This window comes from Klebsiella sp. JB_Kp031, assembly GCF_040064295.1.
Taxonomy (GTDB): Bacteria; Pseudomonadota; Gammaproteobacteria; order Enterobacterales; family Enterobacteriaceae; genus Klebsiella; species Klebsiella quasipneumoniae.
In genome coordinates this window covers 250,744-265,969 of record NZ_JBEAJW010000043.1, presented here as the reverse complement: position 1 = coordinate 265,969, position 15,226 = coordinate 250,744, and the positions used below count along the sequence as shown (strand labels likewise).

Annotated in this window: 16 protein-coding genes and 1 pseudogene; 6 read left to right on the top strand and 11 right to left on the bottom strand. The window is 59.9% G+C overall.

The genetic code is table 11. From position 1 onward, the window contains the following. Positions 1-35: 35 nt before the first annotated feature. From ABLV64_RS25855 to ABLV64_RS25845, 3 genes and pseudogenes are all read right to left on the bottom strand, one after another. Positions 36-365: a DUF1869 domain-containing protein gene (locus ABLV64_RS25855; protein WP_004203225.1), complete on the bottom strand. Its 330-nt coding sequence runs from the start codon at positions 363-365 to the stop codon at positions 36-38. Positions 366-448: 83 nt separating this feature from the next. After that, entirely contained in the window at positions 449-1,363 is a 915-nt protein-coding gene (locus ABLV64_RS25850; protein ID WP_348843101.1) for a sugar ABC transporter substrate-binding protein, read from the bottom strand. Positions 1,364-1,494: 131 nt separating this feature from the next. Then, a pseudogene (locus tag ABLV64_RS25845) lies at positions 1,495-1,857 on the bottom strand (VasL domain-containing protein); the annotation flags it as partial. Between the two features lie 297 nt (positions 1,858-2,154). Here ABLV64_RS25845 and ABLV64_RS25840 point away from each other — a divergent pair. Continuing rightward, a complete protein-coding gene (locus tag ABLV64_RS25840) occupies positions 2,155-2,484 on the top strand; it encodes a gamma-glutamylcyclotransferase family protein (protein ID WP_004203231.1) in 330 nt (109 codons plus the stop codon). 115 nt (positions 2,485-2,599) lie between these two features. Beyond that, a complete protein-coding gene (locus ABLV64_RS25835; protein WP_023318575.1) occupies positions 2,600-3,139 on the top strand; it encodes a DUF2058 domain-containing protein in 540 nt (179 codons plus the stop codon). Between the two features lie 24 nt (positions 3,140-3,163). On the opposite strand, the gene ABLV64_RS25830 is transcribed toward ABLV64_RS25835, so the two are convergent. Then, entirely contained in the window at positions 3,164-3,862 is a 699-nt protein-coding gene (locus ABLV64_RS25830) for an RluA family pseudouridine synthase (RefSeq protein ID WP_004203233.1), read from the bottom strand. Positions 3,863-4,053: 191 nt separating this feature from the next. Here ABLV64_RS25830 and ABLV64_RS25825 point away from each other — a divergent pair, with 191 nt between their 5' ends. Together ABLV64_RS25825 and ABLV64_RS25820 are read left to right on the top strand one after the other, a co-directional pair. Then, positions 4,054-4,536, top strand: coding sequence for a cold shock domain-containing protein (locus ABLV64_RS25825; RefSeq protein WP_004203243.1), 483 nt, complete (start codon positions 4,054-4,056; stop codon positions 4,534-4,536). A 114-nt stretch (positions 4,537-4,650) separates the two neighbouring features. Beyond that, the gene (locus ABLV64_RS25820) at positions 4,651-5,550 is read left to right on the top strand and encodes a LysR family transcriptional regulator (protein WP_004203244.1); all 900 of its coding nucleotides are present in this window, start codon (positions 4,651-4,653) and stop codon (positions 5,548-5,550) included. Here the strand turns inward: ABLV64_RS25820 and ABLV64_RS25815 are convergent. The 3 genes from ABLV64_RS25815 to ABLV64_RS25805 form a co-directional block, all read right to left on the bottom strand. Then, entirely contained in the window at positions 5,525-6,334 is an 810-nt protein-coding gene (locus tag ABLV64_RS25815; RefSeq protein WP_025999205.1) for a substrate-binding domain-containing protein, read from the bottom strand. The genes ABLV64_RS25820 and ABLV64_RS25815 overlap by 26 nt on opposite strands. Positions 6,335-6,345: 11 nt before the next feature. Continuing rightward, positions 6,346-7,641 (bottom strand): MFS transporter, encoded by a 1,296-nt coding sequence (locus ABLV64_RS25810; RefSeq protein ID WP_023318579.1) that lies wholly within the window; start codon positions 7,639-7,641, stop codon positions 6,346-6,348. A gap of 326 nt (positions 7,642-7,967) precedes the next feature. Then, complete coding sequence (locus ABLV64_RS25805) at positions 7,968-8,900, bottom strand: LysR family transcriptional regulator (RefSeq protein WP_235140642.1); 933 nt, start codon at positions 8,898-8,900, stop codon at positions 7,968-7,970. Positions 8,901-8,999: 99 nt separating this feature from the next. Between ABLV64_RS25805 and ABLV64_RS25800 the strand changes: the two genes are divergently transcribed. After that, the gene (locus tag ABLV64_RS25800; protein WP_004203250.1) at positions 9,000-9,476 is read left to right on the top strand and encodes a GNAT family N-acetyltransferase; all 477 of its coding nucleotides are present in this window, start codon (positions 9,000-9,002) and stop codon (positions 9,474-9,476) included. Between the two features lie 49 nt (positions 9,477-9,525). Here ABLV64_RS25800 and pckA read toward each other — a convergent pair whose 3' ends face one another. After that, positions 9,526-11,169: a phosphoenolpyruvate carboxykinase (ATP) gene (pckA, locus tag ABLV64_RS25795; protein ID WP_004203251.1), complete on the bottom strand. Its 1,644-nt coding sequence runs from the start codon at positions 11,167-11,169 to the stop codon at positions 9,526-9,528. A gap of 283 nt (positions 11,170-11,452) precedes the next feature. Here pckA and ABLV64_RS25790 point away from each other — a divergent pair, with 283 nt between their 5' ends. Next, positions 11,453-12,346, top strand: coding sequence for a LysR substrate-binding domain-containing protein (locus tag ABLV64_RS25790; RefSeq protein WP_004203253.1), 894 nt, complete (start codon positions 11,453-11,455; stop codon positions 12,344-12,346). A 5-nt stretch (positions 12,347-12,351) separates the two neighbouring features. On the opposite strand, the gene ABLV64_RS25785 is transcribed toward ABLV64_RS25790, so the two are convergent. From ABLV64_RS25785 to livM, 3 genes are read right to left on the bottom strand one after another with little or no spacing between them, the layout of a single operon-like run. Next, a complete protein-coding gene (locus ABLV64_RS25785) occupies positions 12,352-13,071 on the bottom strand; it encodes an ABC transporter ATP-binding protein (RefSeq protein WP_032456283.1) in 720 nt (239 codons plus the stop codon). After that, the gene (locus ABLV64_RS25780; RefSeq protein WP_004203255.1) at positions 13,068-13,943 is read right to left on the bottom strand and encodes an ATP-binding cassette domain-containing protein; all 876 of its coding nucleotides are present in this window, start codon (positions 13,941-13,943) and stop codon (positions 13,068-13,070) included. The genes ABLV64_RS25785 and ABLV64_RS25780 overlap by 4 nt, the downstream gene beginning before the upstream one ends. After that, on the bottom strand, positions 13,940-15,226 hold the full coding sequence (gene livM, locus ABLV64_RS25775) for a high-affinity branched-chain amino acid ABC transporter permease LivM (RefSeq protein ID WP_004203256.1): 1,287 nt from the start codon (positions 15,224-15,226) through the stop codon (positions 13,940-13,942). Before livM ends, ABLV64_RS25780 begins: the two co-directional genes overlap by 4 nt.

Sequence of the window (15,226 nt, the reverse complement as noted above, 5' to 3'; positions counted from 1 at the left end):
CGGCGTGGATTTTTTTTCGTGCGCCAGACGGCGCGCTACTCCACGATATGGGTCTCTTCTGCCGCTTCGTAGCCATCAACGATCTGCACAATCTTTTTTAACTCGTCCTCAATAAAAGCCGGGGTGGCGCTTTCCCCTGAGGCCGGGTGATGAAGCTCCACCGAGATGCCGCTGGCAGCATTGGTCAGCGACAGGCTAATCTCCTGCGGATCCGCCGCAGACGAGGGTCGCCCGATATGCTGCGCGATGGTCGCCGCCGCCGCGCGCGTATCGACTTCCGCGAGATGCCCCCACCTCATTTCAACATGCCCCTGCTGCCCTGCCTTTATCACCTGCAGCGTATAACCGCTTTTTGCCATTGCCATGTCTTATCCTCCGGTTTCATTGCCCGGGCGACACATTCTCAGCCCGGTTTTATCAGCAAAGTTCGAACACTTCCGCCTTGCCGTTAATGACTCTTTTCCACATAGGTCTGCATATTTTCTTTGGTCACTAACTCAAACGGGATCCAGACATGGGACTCGACTTTTTCTCCTTTAATCAGCTTCAGCGCCACCGCTAAGGCCGTTTTGCCCTGACCAACGGCATCCTGGAAGACTGTTACCTGGATCTTATCGCTGGCCAACGCTTTTAGCCCATCCGACGTGGCGTCGATCCCGCCGATCAGCAACTTCTTCTGGCTCTTCTCCAGCGCCATCGCCGCGCCAATCGCCATCTCATCGTTGTTCGCCGCCACAATATCAATCTCTTCCCCGTTACCTGCCCAGTTCTGCATCAGATCCATTCCCTCGCTGCGGGAATAGTTGGCCGGCTGTTTCTGCACCACTTTCATCGCCGGGTATTTGGCCACCACCTGCTCTACGTCTTTGGTGCGCTGCAGCGCGCCGGCATCGGTGAGATTGCCGATCATGATGGCGACGTTGCCTTTGTAGTTTGCCAGCTTCGCCAGCGCTTCCATCTGTAATGTACCGGACTCCCGCTCGTCCGATCCGACAAACACCACGCCAGGCGGTAACGTTTTATCCCCCGGCGTCCGGTTCACATACACCAGCGGCATTCTGGCCTGCTGCGCCATCTTCGTCAGCTGCGGGGTGCTGGCGGAGTCCACGGGGTCCACGATGATGGCGTCCACGCCGGAGGCGATGAAGCTCTGCACCTGATCGGCCTGGCGTCCGGTGTCGCCGCGGGCGTCTTCGAACTGCACATCGACGTGACGGGCTTGAGCTTCTTTCTCAATGGACTGACGGATAATGGTGAGAAAGTTTTGATCGAAGTAAGCCATCGAGACGCCGATCTTCTCCGCTAATGCCGAAGCGGAACTGGCCAGAAGGCCTACTAACAGGATGATTTTACAGTGCTTCATAGCATGCCCTTAGAGGTTGAAATAAAATTTTCAATATAAACACAAACGGTATATTTAAATCATTTTCAGACTACGAAGGGCGTTCGGTTCTTGCAATCATGATGTAAAGAAAATGTTGCCATGCGCACATTTTATTTCACCGCCTCACTCACCGAGGGCTCACCGGTTTCGGGGAGCGCAGCGGGCGGCGACGCCGGCTGTTTTCGCTTCAGCAGTGCATACTCCACGATCGGCTGTTGCAGATGCAGTTCGGCGAGGCTGCCGCGGGCGGCAGGCCAGGGTTGACCCGCGGGGAGCGCGGCCAGCTCGCGCAGCTGCTCCTCCAGCGGAACGGCACGGTTAAGCGACTGCATGATGGCAAACACCGCCGTTTTCAGTTCGCTCACCGTCAGGTACTTCCCCTTCTGCTCGTCGAGGGCATTGAGCTGACCGGCGAGCCGTTGCAGCTGCCGCATGCCCTCCGCCCAGCCGGTGAGGTGTTCCGCGGGCAAGCTGCTCGGCATACGGCCAGTTAATATTCGGCCGCGCCGGGTGGTTGAGCTTGTTCATTTCTGCACGCAGCGCAATAAAATCGGCCAGCGTGCGCGGGTCGCCACCGGTTTAATAGCGGAGGTCTGTATGTGTTGTCATCATGATGTCTGTCAGCGCGAGGATTAGCGGGCGGAGCGAGCGTCAAGGTACTGCTGGCGGTTGAGGTGGCGGATCAACACCCGGCCATTGCCAGGCGCTACATTACCCCGTATTTTGGGTTTCCGCTGTGGGCGGATGAAGTCACGATCGCGAGAGGAACAATGAAACCGTTATTTGTCTATGGGACGCTCTGTCCCGGTCGCAGCAATGCGCATATTCTGGAGACGATCGGGGGCGAGTGGCGTCCGGGCTACGTCACTGGCACCTTTTACGCGCGCGGCTGGGGCGCTGCCGCTGATTTTCCGGGGATCGTCCTCGACGCCAACGGCCCGCGGGTCAACGGCTATCTGTTCCTGTCCGACCGGCTGGCGGCGCACTGGCCCATGCTGGACGAGTTTGAGGAGGGGTACGATCGGGTGTCGGTTGAGGTGACCACCGACGATGGACAGCAGGTCAGCGCCTGGATTTATCAGCTCCAGCCCCGGGAGTAATCCCCCGCCAGTCTCGCGCTACTGGCCACAGCGGCCCAGCACGTCCGCGGGTCTGGCGTCGTTTCCGCCAATGCAGGTATACTTGCCAGATGTTTCCTAAGCTTCAGATACGCAAATGACAAAACTTACCTTACAAGAGCAGATGCTCAAAGCCGGCCTGGTCAGCAGCAAAAAAATGGCCAAAGTCCAGAGAACGGCGAAAAAATCCCGCGTGCAGGCCCGTGAGGCCCGGGAAGCGGTGGAAGAGAATAAAAAAGCCCAGCTGGAGCGCGATAAACTGCTCAGCGAGCAGCAAAAGCAGGCGGTGCTGGCGAAAGAGTATAAAGCCCAGGTCAAGCAGCTGATTGAGATGAACCGCATTACGGTCGCCCGGGGCGATATCGGCTTTAACTTTACCGATAATAATCTGATCAAAAAAATCATGGTCGACAAGACCACCCAAACCCAGCTGATTAACGGCCGTCTGGCGATTGCCCGCCTGGCGGTGGATAACAAACCTGAAGGGGAATATGCGATTATTCCGGCGGTCGTGGCAGAGAAAATTGCCCAGCGCGATGCCAGCTGCATCGTGTTGCACAGCGCCCTGAGTCAGGATGAACAGGATGAAGACGATCCGTACGCCGACTTTAAGGTGCCCGACGACCTGATGTGGTGATCGCGGGCTTCCGGCGGCAGGCGATCAGAACGAGCTTGCCTGCTGGATATGCATCGGCTCGCGGCTGACGGGATGGACAAAGCGCAGCTCGCTGGCGTGCAGCATCAGCCGCGGAGCCTGTTCCGTGCCCGGCAATTCCCGGCCGCCATACAGATCGCAGCCAAGGATCGGATAGCCCAGCAGCTGACAGTGGATCCGCAGCTGATGGGTGCGCCCGGTCTCCGGGGTAAGCGCCACCCTCGTCAGCGCCAGCGCCCTCTCCCCTTCCCGCGTCTGGTACAGGCGGTCAATGACCCGGTAGCGCGAACGCGCCGGTTTGCCGTGCCGGACACTGATCGACATGCGCGGGAAACGGGCCGGCTCTTTGGCGATCGCCGCCTCCACGACCCCCTCGTCTTCCGGCAGATGGCCGCACAGCAGCGCCGTATAGACCTTACCCACCGTGCGCTGGCTGAACTGTTGGCACAGCGCAGCGTTAATCCCCTTGTTGCGGGCGACCACCATCAGACCGGAAGTGCCGAAGTCAAGGCGGTGTACCAGGGTACAGCCCGGAAAGCGCTGGACCAGTCGATGATGGACAGAGTCGAGGTTGCGCGGATCTTTGCCTGACAGGCTCAGCAGCCCGGCCGGTTTATTGATTAGCAGCAGGTGTTCATCCTGATACAAGAGGGTGATCTGGTCGCGGCACGGCGGCGCGACAAAGGTATCGATAATGGTGGACATCAGGCGGCCCGAAGAAGGAGTGGCCGGCGATAGTACCCCATTTTGTCCGCCGGTACGACGCTGGCGCACGATCCGCCCTCGCGGCGGTGTCATTTATCACCCACACTTATCGTAAAGGCATGGTCTGCGCAGGCAATGTGCTTTACACTGCGCGCTGCAAAATTTGAGTTAACCAACGAGTAAGAACGGTAATGGCGATGAACGGAACAATCACAACGTGGTTTAAAGATAAAGGTTTTGGATTTATCAAAGATGAAAACGGCGAAAACCGGTATTTTCATGTGATTAAGGTCGCCAATCCCGATCTCATCAAGAAAGACGCGGCGGTGACTTTCGAACCAACCACCAACAATAAAGGGCTGTCGGCCTACGCGGTCAAGGTCATTCCGGAGAGCAAATATATCTATATCGCCGGCGAGCGGCTGAAGCTGACCTCCATCAAGTCCTATGTGGTTTACCGGGAAGAAGAGCCGGTCGAGACCCGCGTGGATAAAGAAAACGCGGTGCTGTCGGTCGGGCTGCTGATGAACAGCATCCGGCCAAAATCCACGGTGCAGCCGGGAGAGATGCGCTCGGTGAAAAAGCTGGCGATCACCACCTTTCAGGGGACAACCCTGATCTTCTCGGAAGACGAAATCGATATCGATGCCACGGTAAAACTGCTCAAGGTTTGACGACCCGGCGTGCGGTCAGCCGCGCGCCCAGTCACCTGCCGAGCCGATTTTCGTCGCCATCGCCCCTCACCGGACGGGGCGAGGCGTCAGACAGCCGATAAGGATGCCGCCGCCATGCCCGTAAATTTTGACTTCAACGATCTCTATGCCTTTCGCGCCCTGATGGAGTATGGCAGCTTTCGGCTGGCCGCAGAATCCATTTGCCTGTCGCAGTCGGCCCTCAGCCGGCGCATCGAAAAGCTGGAGACCGCCTTGGGCAACCGGCTGTTCGAGCGCACCACCCGCCGCGTGACCCTTACGCTGTATGGACAGAATTTTGCCGAACGTTCAGAGCAGCTGCTGGCCCACGTCGAGACGGTGCTGGCGGATATCAGCCAGGTCAGCAAGGCGCGCACCGGGCTGGTGACGGTGGCGACGATACCCTCTGCCGCCTACTACTTTATGCCGGACATCATCCGCAGCTTTCAGGCGCGTTATCCCCAGGTGCGTATCCGGCTGATTGACAGCAGCGTCGGGAATGTGATCGAGGCGGTCAGCAGCGGACAGGCTGACTTTGGGCTCTGCTTTGCCAAAAACCTGCCGGCCAGCATCGAATTCACCCCGCTGGCCGACGACCGCTATGTCGCCGCCTGTCGGCATGACCATCCGCTGGCAGGCAGGACGCACCTCAGCTGGCAGGCATATTTTGAACAGGATTATATTGGCCTCGATCGGGTCTCCGGCAACCGGACGCTGCTCGACCGGGAGCTGGCGCATCTGACGCCGGCGCGGCCAAGCATTTGCGAAACCCGCCACGTCACCACGATGCTGGGGATGGTGGAAGCGGGCATCGGCATTGCCGCCGTGCCCGCGATGTCAATGCCCGCTGGGGAGCATTCCGTTCTCCGCGCCGTGCCGCTCACCGACCCGGTGGTCACCCGCACGGTAGGCCTGATCCGCCTCAGCGGCCGTATTCAGTCCTACGTAGCGGCAGAGCTGGAGAAGCTGATTATTGAACAGTATCCTTCTGGCTGACCGGCGCAGCGGCGGCCACGCTTCGCATACCGGTGGCGTGGATGGTCTCCTGCGCCGCCGGTGAGGCCAGATAGGTTAGCAGCGCCTTTCCTTCCTGCGGGTGGTCGGCGCTGACGGTCACCGCCCCGGCAAAGCGGGTGATGTACTGCAGGTTATCCGGCAGTTCGCCGACGAAGGTTACGCCGGGCACCGGCAGCAGTTCGCTCACCTGCTGAAAACCGATCGCATAACGTCCCTTCGCCACTTCCGAGGCCACCGGAATACGCTCCACCATCTGCGCTTTGCTCTGCATCGCCTCATCAATGCCCAGGCGGTGGAACAGCGTCGAGCTGACATAGCGTCCGCTGGCGCTGTCGGAGTACGCGACCGACGGGGCAGCCAGCAGCGCCGCCCGCAGCTGGTCTGCGCTGCGGATGGCCGGCAGCGGCGCTCCCGCTTTCACCACCACGCCGATGGGCGAGTCGGCCAGCTCCCGGCGCGAATCCGGCTGCGTTCGGCCCGCTTTCTCGAGGCTGGTCAGCGCGTCGCCGACCATAATCACCACGTCCGCGTGTTCGCCCCGCGCCAGGCGGTTAGGGATCGCCTGCGGCGTTTTCCCCATTGACGGGCCGGGGATCACCACGAGATGGTTGCCAGTTTGTTTTTCCCACGCCGGGGCCAGCTTTTCCAGCGCCGCTTTGAAGCCGCCGGAGATCATCACGGTGACCTCAGCGGACAGCGCGCTGCCGCCGGTGGCGGCCAGCAGCAGCGTGGCCAGCAGGGTTCCTGTCGTTTTACGCATCATCCTCTCCCTGATTAACGTGCCGTCTGCAGCGCGACGGCGCTGCGGCGATAGAGGTAGCAGGTGGCCAGCAGACCGCAGACGGCGGCAAAGCTCATCCAGTAGCCAGGGGAGGCTTTATCACCGGTATATTCGATCAGCGCCGTGGAGATCACCGGCGTGAAGCCGCCAAACACCGCGGTCGCCAGGCTATAGGCCAGCGAGAAGCCTGCCACGCGCACTTCGGCGGGCATAATTTCGGTCAGCGCCGGGATCATCGCCCCGTTGTACATGCCGTAGATAAACGACAGCCACAGCAGCACGCTCAGCATCATTAAAAAGCTCGGCGCGTTCGCCAGCATGGTCAGCGCAGGCCAGGCAGTAGCCAGCGCCAGCAGCGTCATGGCAATCAGCACCGGCCGGCGGCCAAAGCGGTCGGACAGCGCCCCGCCCACCGGCAGCCAGAAGAAGTTGGAAATCGCCACCAGCAGCGTGACCAGCAGGCTGTCAGAGGCGCTGAGCATCAGCACTTTTTTGCCAAAGGTCGGCGCATAGACGGTGATCAGGTAGAACGCGGTGGTGGTCATCGCCACCATCATCATCCCCGCGATGACCACCTGCCAGTTCGCCAGCAGGGTGGCGAACACCTGGCGCATCGCCAGGTGATGGCGGCGGGCAGTAAACTCCTGGGTCTCCTCCAGCTTACGGCGCAGCACAAAAATGAACGGCACGATCAGGCAGCCAAAAAGGAACGGAATACGCCATCCCCAGTCGCTGATTGCGCTCTGCTCCAGTACGGCGTTGAGGGCAAAGCCCATCGCGGCCGCCACCATGATGGCGACCTGCTGGCTGCCCGACTGCCAGCTGGTGTAAAACCCTTTGCGGCCCGGGGTGGCGATCTCGGCCAGATAGACGGATACCCCGCCCAGTTCAGCGCCGGCGGAGAAGCCCTGCAGCAGACGGCCGATCAGCACCAGCAACGGCGCCCACAGGCCAATGGTCTGGTAAGAGGGGATCAGCACGATCAGGAAGGTGCCGGTGGCCATGATCGACAGGGTCACAATCAGCCCTTTGCGCCGCCCAACCTTGTCGATATAGGCGCCAAGCACGATGGCGCCGATGGGCCGCATCAGAAAGCCGGCGCCAAAGACCGCAAAGGTCATCATCAGCGAGGCGAATTCACTGCTGGCCGGAAAAAAGGTATGTGCGATGTAGGTGGCATAAAACCCGAACAGGAAAAAGTCGAACTGTTCGAGAAAGTTACCGGACGTGACGCGCAGAATGGCGCCGAGCCGATCACGGGTACTCATCAGTGAGGTTGTCGAATGCATGCAGGTCTCCAGTTTGTTATCCACGCGTTGTCGCGCGCCTGTTGCTGAAGACTGAAACAGAACCCGGTATGAAATAAGCGTAATAAACGCATCCATTGATGCAATTTACGCATAAATAACATTTAGCTAATTAACATTACTTTTATATACAATCATTTAACACTTTCTGTACCCTCAGCATCGGTGGTGGAGATGAAAATGTGAGTTTTCCGTTTTGTGACCGAGGCCAGGGTACGCGGTTGCGCCCCCGACGGTATAAGACATGCCCGGTCCGGGATGGTTAACGCGATGCGCAGCGGCGATAGGTTAATAACCCGGATGTGGCCTCAGGGCGCCGGCGCCGTGGCGACGTTCCCCAGCGTCTGCAGCAGGGAGATCAGCCAGCGGGTGGCCTCGCGTTTCCCACTGCGTTTATGGGCGTAAATCTTGACGTCAAACGGGGGAACCGGAAACGGCAGCGGGAAAATGGTCAGTCGGGCGGCGCGGGCCATCGTCTCCGCCGCCCGCCGGGGCAGCGCCATCAGCAGATCGCTCTGCTCAATAATAAAGGGGGCGCTCAGCATCGAGGGCGTTTTCACCGCCACCTGCCGCGAATAGCCCTGCCGCTCCAGCTCGCAGTCCAGCACCCCCTGCCGCTCATTCCACGGGGTTACCACCAGATGACGGGCCGCAAGATAGGCGTCCAGGGTCAGCGCCGTGCGGTCAGCCTGACTGATGACCACATATTCGTCCCGCAGCCAGTTGATCTCCTCAAGATCGGGATGGGTTGGCTCGTCAGGGGTGTTGAACCCGAGAGCCAGGTCGACCTCGCCCGCCAGCAGCTCGGTCAGCGCCGGGCTATGGGGCAGATAACGAAGCTCAAACCGCAGCCCGGGCGCCTCCCGCTGCAGGCGGTGCATCAGCGTCGGAAAGACGCAGAATGCGGTGAAATCGGTGATCGCAATCTGCATGCAGTCGGTGCTGGCGGTCGGCACAAACGCCGCCGGCGGCGTCAGCTCCTGATTGAGAAATTTCAGCGCCGAAGCGATAGAGGGCGCCAGCTGGCTGGCATAGACGCTGGGACACATCCGGTGGCCTTCGCGATAGAACAGCGGGTCGTTGAGGGCGCTGCGCAGCCGGGAAAGCGCATGGCTCAGCGCCGAGGTGCTCATCGCCAGCTCTTCCGCCGCCAGGCGCACCGAGCGGGAGCGATAGACCGCGTCAAAGACCGGCAGCAGGTTGAGGTCAATCCGGCGCAGGACTGGATGCATAATATTCATCATTTGCTGATTTCATTGCACTTAATTCTTTTCACAATACCGCTTATGCTCTGGGTCAGCAATGTTGCTTTCCTTGATACCATTCAGACAGGACGACCCATGAGCATCACGATCCGCCAGGCCACCCCGGACGACGCCACCGCCATTTACGACATGATTTATGAACTCGCGGTCTACGAGAAAGCCCCCGAAGAGGTGGTGACGACGGCAGAGGAGATCAGAGAGACGCTGTTTGCCAGCAGCAGCAAAACTGAGGCGCTGATCTGCGAGGTGGCGGGCAAAGCGGTGGGCTACGCCGTGTTCTTCACCAGCTACTCCACCTGGCTTGGCCGCAATGGCATCTATATGGAAGATCTGTACGTGACCCCCGACTATCGCGGGATCGGCGCCGGGAAAGCGCTGCTGAAAACCATCGCGCAATATGCTGTACAGCGTCAGTGCGGGCGTCTGGAGTGGAGCGTGCTCGACTGGAACCAGCCGGCGATTGATTTCTATCTGAGCATTGGCGCGCAGCCGCAGGATGAGTGGGTGCGTTATCGCCTCACGGGCGATGCGCTGCGGGCCTTTGCGGAGTAAAGCGGCTCGCCAGCAGGTCGGCGCCAGGCGTCGACGTGCTGGCCGCGGATCAGGCTTCGACCGCGCTATTCTGCAGCTGCGGACCGGCCAGCGCCAGACGCGCGCCCGCTTCGGTATCGCTGTACTGCTTAAAGTTATCCATAAACAGCTGAGCCAGACTCTCCGCCTTCTCCTGCCACTTATCCGCTGAGCTCCAGCCATTACGCGGATCCAGCACCGCGCTGTCGACTCCCGGAATGCTCTGCGGGATCGCAAGATTGAATACCGGGATTGCCTCATCGCGCAGCGGGCCGGTGGTACCGTTGAGGATTGCGCTAATGATGCTGCGGGTATCGCGCAGCGACAGGCGTTTGCCCTCGCCGTTCCAGCCGGTGTTGACCAGCCAGGCTTCCGCACCGGATTCCGCCATCTTCGCCGCCAGGACGCTGGCGTACTGGGTCGGGTGAAGCAGCAGGAACGCCGCGCCGTAGCAGGCGGAGAAGGTCGGCGTCGGCTGGGTAATGCCACGCTCGGTGCCCGCCAGCTTCGAGGTGAAGCCCGACAGGAAATGGTACTGCATCTGCTCGGTGGTCAGACGGGAGACCGGCGGCAGGACGCCAAACGCGTCAGCGGCAAGGAAAATGACCTTCGACGGATGGCCTGCGCGGGACACCGGCTTGACGATATTGTCGATATGCGACAGCGGATAGGAGACGCGGGTATTCTCGGTTTTGCTGCCGTCGGCATAATCCACGCTGCCGTCGGCGCGCACCACCACGTTTTCCAGCAGCGCATTGCGGCGGATGGCGCCATAAATCTCCGGCTCCGCCTGCGGGTCGAGATTAATGGTCTTGGCGTAGCAGCCGCCTTCGAAGTTAAATACCCCGTCATCGTCCCAGCCGTGCTCGTCATCGCCAATCAGCTGACGATGCGGGTCGGTGGACAGCGTGGTTTTGCCGGTACCGGAGAGGCCGAAGAACAGCGCGACGTCCCCTGCTTCGCCACGGTTGGCCGAGCAGTGCATCGACGCGATGCCTTTCTGCGGCAGCAGGTAGTTCATGACCGAGAACAGCCCTTTTTTCATTTCGCCGCCGTACCAGGTGCCGCCGATGAGCTGAATACGCTCGCTCAGGTTAAAGGCGACGAAGTTCTCGGAGTTCATGCCCTGCGCCTGCCAGTTGGCATTGGTGCAGCCGGCGCCGTTGAGCACCACGAAGTCTGGCGTAAAGCTGGCCAGCTCGTCGGCGCTCGGCACGATAAACATGTTTTTGACAAAGTGGGCCTGCCACGCCACCTCGGTAACGAAGCGCACGCCAAGGCGGGTGTCCGGGCTGGCGCCGCACCAGGCATCGATGATGTACAGTTTTTTGCCGCTCAGCTGGCCTGCGACCAGGCTTTTCAGGCTGCGCCACACGTCTGGCGATAACGGCTTATTGTCATTGCGGCCAAGGCCGGAGTCAGCCCACCATACGGTGTCGCGCGTCTGCTCGTCTCTGACGATATATTTATCGCGCGGCGAGCGGCCGGTGAAGATACCGGTATCCACTGCCACAGCGCCAGAGTCGGTCATCACGCCGCGGGCCGCGCCGGTCAGCTCAGGGGAGGTTTCATGTGCAATAAGCAAATCGTAATCAGGGTTGTAAAACAATTCGCCGCTTGCATTAATCCCCAGCTCCTGCAGAGCCATTTTTACTGATTCAATTTGTTGTGACATGGAACTCCTGACAAACTATTTAAGGTAAGAGGCCTGGGTTATTCATTGCTTTCGTCTTCGTCGCCCGCTATTGAATAAGATAATTCCGGGGCAATGAAATAAAGCAATAAATAACCGTGAGTCGCGATTTCATATCGTGCTCATGTAGGGTCGCCGATACGCATTCATAAATCTCAACTTTCCAAAAAATGTTAACACCTGTCGATAATTATGTTAATTGCATAGTTTCTATGCGCTATGCTAAAATTGCATAGCCTTTATTGCGTTTTTGAGGACTGGATCGGTGTTGGCAAATCTGGAAGTTAAATGGCTGTATGATGTGATTGCTCTCGAGGAGTCACGCAGCTTTACCCTGGCGGCCAAAGCCCGCAATATCTCCCAGTCCTCGTTCAGCCGACGCATCCAGTCGCTCGAGGCTTCCCTCGGATTCAGCATCTTCGATCGCAGCGCCAACCCCCTGCAGTTGACCAATCGCGGGAAGATTTTTGTCGGCTATGCGCGAAATATGCTCGACGATATGGATTTTCAGATCAGCCGAATTAAAGGCTTAAATAACACCACGCAAAAAATAAGAATCGACGCCGCCCCTTCGCTGTCGGTGTTATTGCTGCCGGAAATTATCGCCGGTTACACCGACCGTAAAAATAAGACTTTTCATGTTGAATCGATTAACGTCAACGACGCCGTATTTAACCTGAAAGAGGGTAAAAGCGATTTTATCCTCTCCTTCTATAATGAAGAATTAATGAACTATCCGTTTATTAATCATAAAATTTTTGATTCCTACCTGCACCTGGTCTCCCCCTGCGACGAACATGGCCGGCCGCTGTTTCATTTACATCGCGGCGTGCTGCCGCTGATGAAATACGCCAACGACAGCTATATGGGGCGCCAGGTGAACCAGGTCATCGACCGCACGCCGGAGATCACCTTCTCCCTCACCTTTGTCTCTTCCATGAGCGAGCTGCTCAAGCGCATGATCCTCAATGGCGACGGCGTGGGCTGGCTGCCGCAGTACTCTATTCAGCGCGAGCTGGACGAAGGCCGTCTGACGATCCTCGATGAGAGCCTGTCGCTGCCGATCGGCGCCTGGCTCTACCGCTCCGGCTCGCGGCTTAACCAGGCCGCCGAACGTTTCTGGCAGCACATTAAAACCCGTAACGAAGCGCAGGATTAACTCTCTCAGCCGCTGATCCCCAGATACGCCTTACGCACCTCCGGGTCGTTGAGCAGCGCCTGGCCGCTACCGCTCAGGCGGATTTGACCGTTCACCATCACATAGGCGCGGTCCGACAGGTTGAGGGCATGGCGGGCGTTCTGCTCCACCAGAAACAGCGTCATTCCCTGGGCCGTCAGCTCGCGCAGGATCTGAAATATCTGCTTCACCACCAGCGGCGCCAGCCCCAGGCTCGGCTCATCCAGCAGCAGCAGGCGCGGCCGGCTCATCAGCGCCCTGGCGATGGCCAGCATCTGCTGCTCGCCGCCGGAGAGGGTCATCGCCCGCTGTCCCCGCCGCTCTTCCAGCCGGGGGAACAGCTGGTACATCCGGGCCTTGTCCTCGGCCTGATAGCGGTTGCCGATGGCAATGGTCCCCATCAGCAGATTCTCCTCGACGGTCATATCGGGAAAAATGCGCCGCCCTTCCGGGGCCTGGGCGATGCCGTTGCTGGCGATAAAGTGGGTCGATTTCCGGCTGATCGCCTCCCCGCGATAGAAAATCTCCCCGCCGGCAATGCGCGGCTGGCCGAAGACCGACATCAGCAGCGTTGATTTACCGGCGCCGTTGGCGCCAATCAGCGCCACCGTCTCCCCCTCGTTGACGGTGAGGGAGACCTGCTTCAGGGCGTGGATCGGCCCGTAGAAGACATCCACCTCATCAAAGGCAAGCAGTGGCTGGCTCATCGGCGGGTCTCCTCTTCCTCAGCGCCAAGATAGGCGGCAATCACGCTGGCGTTGGCCTGGATCGCCTGCGGCGCGCCGCGGGCGATGACGTCCCCGTGGTCGAGCACGATGATATGATCCGAAATCTCCATCACCATCCCCATATCATGTTCGATCAATAGCACCGTGATGCCGTGCTGCTGACGCAGAAAGCGGATAATCCGGCTCAGCGCCTGGGTTTCCACCGGGTTGAGTCCGGCCGCCGGCTCATCCAGACAGATCATCTCCGGGCGGGTGCACATGGCGCGGGCGATCTCCAGCCGCCGCTGCTGTCCGTAGGAAAGCGTTCCCGCCAGACGGTTGGCACAGTCCACCATATCCACCACCTCCAGCCAGTAAAAAGCGCGATCCAGCGCCTGACTCTCCGCCTGCCGATAGCCGCGAGTATTGAGGATCCCGGCCAGCAGATGGCGGTTAACCTGGGTATGCTGGGCCACCAGCAGGTTCTCAATCACCGACATCTCGCGGAACAGGCGAATATTCTGGAAGGTACGCGCCAGGCCGGCACGGTTCACCAGATGGGTGCCGCCGAACATCTTGTAATAGATCCGCCGCCCCAGCTGCGCCGGGTGGAGAAAATCGTCCGGGTGAAGCTTTTGCCCCAGCACCTGAATGACATCGGTGACCTTTTCCCGCGCCCGCAGCACGATGCTCCCCCCCGTCGCCCGATAAAAGCCGGTCAGGCAGTTAAATACCGTGGTTTTGCCCGCGCCGTTGGGGCCGATCAGGGCGGTGATCGACCCCCGCTCCACCTCCAGATTGACGTCATTCAGCGCTTTGATGCCGCCGAAATGCATCATCAGATGCTCAACGCGTAAGATGCTGTCGGTCATGGCGCGACTCCTTTTCGCCACGCTACCCCGCTGCGGCTGGTGCGCACCAGGCCGCGCGGCCGCCAGATCATCATCATCACCATCAGTACGCCAAACAGCAGCACGCGATATTCGTCAAACCCGCGCAGCAGCTCCGGGGTGACCGTCAGGACAAACGCCGCCAGCACCACCCCCAGGGTGGAGCCCATTCCTCCCAGCACCACAATCGCCAGGATCAGCGCCGACTCAAAAAAGGTGAACGACGTCGGGTTAACAAATCCCTGATAGCTGGCGAAGAACACCCCGGCGATGCCGGCGGTCGACGCGCCGAGCATAAACGCCGAGAGCTTGACCAGCACGTGGTTGAGCCCCATCGCCCGACAGGCGATCTCATCCTCGCGCAGCGCCTCCCAGGCGCGGCCGATGGGCATCCGCGTCAGGCGATGCTTCACCAGCAGCACCAGCATCACCACCAGGCACAGCACGGCGTAGAGAAAGATGAATTTCAGGTTGGGGTTGTAACTGACGTGGAAGAACTCATGGACGGGGATGCCGCCATCCTTAGCCCGGCGGGTAAATTCGAGGCCAAACAGCGTAGGGGACGGCACCGGTACGCCGTTAGGGCCGCCGGTGAAGCTCACCCAGTTGTTGAGCACCAGGCGGATAATTTCGCCAAAGCCGAGGGTGACGATAGCCAGGTAGTCGCCATGCATGCGCAACACCGGAAAGCCGAGCAATGCCCCGGCGAGGGCCGCCATCACCGCCCCCAGCGGCAGCATCGCCCAGAAGCCGAGCCCGAGGTACTGGTAGCCCAGCGCCAGGCCGTAGGCGCCGATGGCGTAAAACGCCACATAGCCCAGATCGAGCAGCCCCGCGAGGCCCACCACAATATTTAACCCCAGGCCAAGCAGAACGTAGATCAGCCCAAGGATGGCCACGGTCAGCAGATATTTTGTGGCGAGAAACGGAAAGACAATGGCCAGGCCCACCAGCATCGGCATTATCCAGCGCAGCCGCGAGCGGTAGCCCGGCGGCCGGACGTACACCCCGTCATCCGCCCCCTCAAAGCGGGCAATAAAGGCTTTTCCCCTGTGGCTCTGCAGCAGCAGGCTGAGCGCCAGCCTGCCGGCCATCACCACCGCCACCAGAATCGCCACCCGCGCGGGCGCGAGGGTAAAGCCATACCCTTTGAGCACCACGCCGACGATCGGGCCAAAGACAATTAATGCGCAAAGACCGGCCAGCACGCTGTCGATCAGCGCGCTTTTGATTTCCCGCGCAGGCTGGCGCGTCAGTTCACCCAT

Bases quoted from the DNA above. Each gene is read 5' to 3' on its own strand.
- ABLV64_RS25855 (WP_004203225.1), bottom strand. From the start codon at position 365: ATGGCAATGGCAAAAAGCGGTTATACGCTGCAGGTGATAAAGGCAGGG.
- ABLV64_RS25850 (WP_348843101.1), bottom strand. From the start codon at position 1,363: ATGAAGCACTGTAAAATCATCCTGTTAGTAGGCCTTCTGGCCAGTTCC.
- ABLV64_RS25840 (WP_004203231.1), top strand. From the start codon at position 2,155: ATGAAACCGTTATTTGTCTATGGGACGCTCTGTCCCGGTCGCAGCAAT.
- ABLV64_RS25835 (WP_023318575.1), top strand. From the start codon at position 2,600: ATGACAAAACTTACCTTACAAGAGCAGATGCTCAAAGCCGGCCTGGTC.
- ABLV64_RS25830 (WP_004203233.1), bottom strand. From the start codon at position 3,862: ATGTCCACCATTATCGATACCTTTGTCGCGCCGCCGTGCCGCGACCAG.
- ABLV64_RS25825 (WP_004203243.1), top strand. From the start codon at position 4,054: ATGGCGATGAACGGAACAATCACAACGTGGTTTAAAGATAAAGGTTTT.
- ABLV64_RS25820 (WP_004203244.1), top strand. From the start codon at position 4,651: ATGCCCGTAAATTTTGACTTCAACGATCTCTATGCCTTTCGCGCCCTG.
- ABLV64_RS25815 (WP_025999205.1), bottom strand. From the start codon at position 6,334: ATGATGCGTAAAACGACAGGAACCCTGCTGGCCACGCTGCTGCTGGCC.
- ABLV64_RS25810 (WP_023318579.1), bottom strand. From the start codon at position 7,641: ATGCATTCGACAACCTCACTGATGAGTACCCGTGATCGGCTCGGCGCC.
- ABLV64_RS25805 (WP_235140642.1), bottom strand. From the start codon at position 8,900: ATGAATATTATGCATCCAGTCCTGCGCCGGATTGACCTCAACCTGCTG.
- ABLV64_RS25800 (WP_004203250.1), top strand. From the start codon at position 9,000: ATGAGCATCACGATCCGCCAGGCCACCCCGGACGACGCCACCGCCATT.
- pckA (WP_004203251.1), bottom strand. From the start codon at position 11,169: ATGTCACAACAAATTGAATCAGTAAAAATGGCTCTGCAGGAGCTGGGG.
- ABLV64_RS25785 (WP_032456283.1), bottom strand. From the start codon at position 13,071: ATGAGCCAGCCACTGCTTGCCTTTGATGAGGTGGATGTCTTCTACGGG.
- ABLV64_RS25780 (WP_004203255.1), bottom strand. From the start codon at position 13,943: ATGACCGACAGCATCTTACGCGTTGAGCATCTGATGATGCATTTCGGC.
- livM (WP_004203256.1), bottom strand. From the start codon at position 15,226: ATGGGTGAACTGACGCGCCAGCCTGCGCGGGAAATCAAAAGCGCGCTG.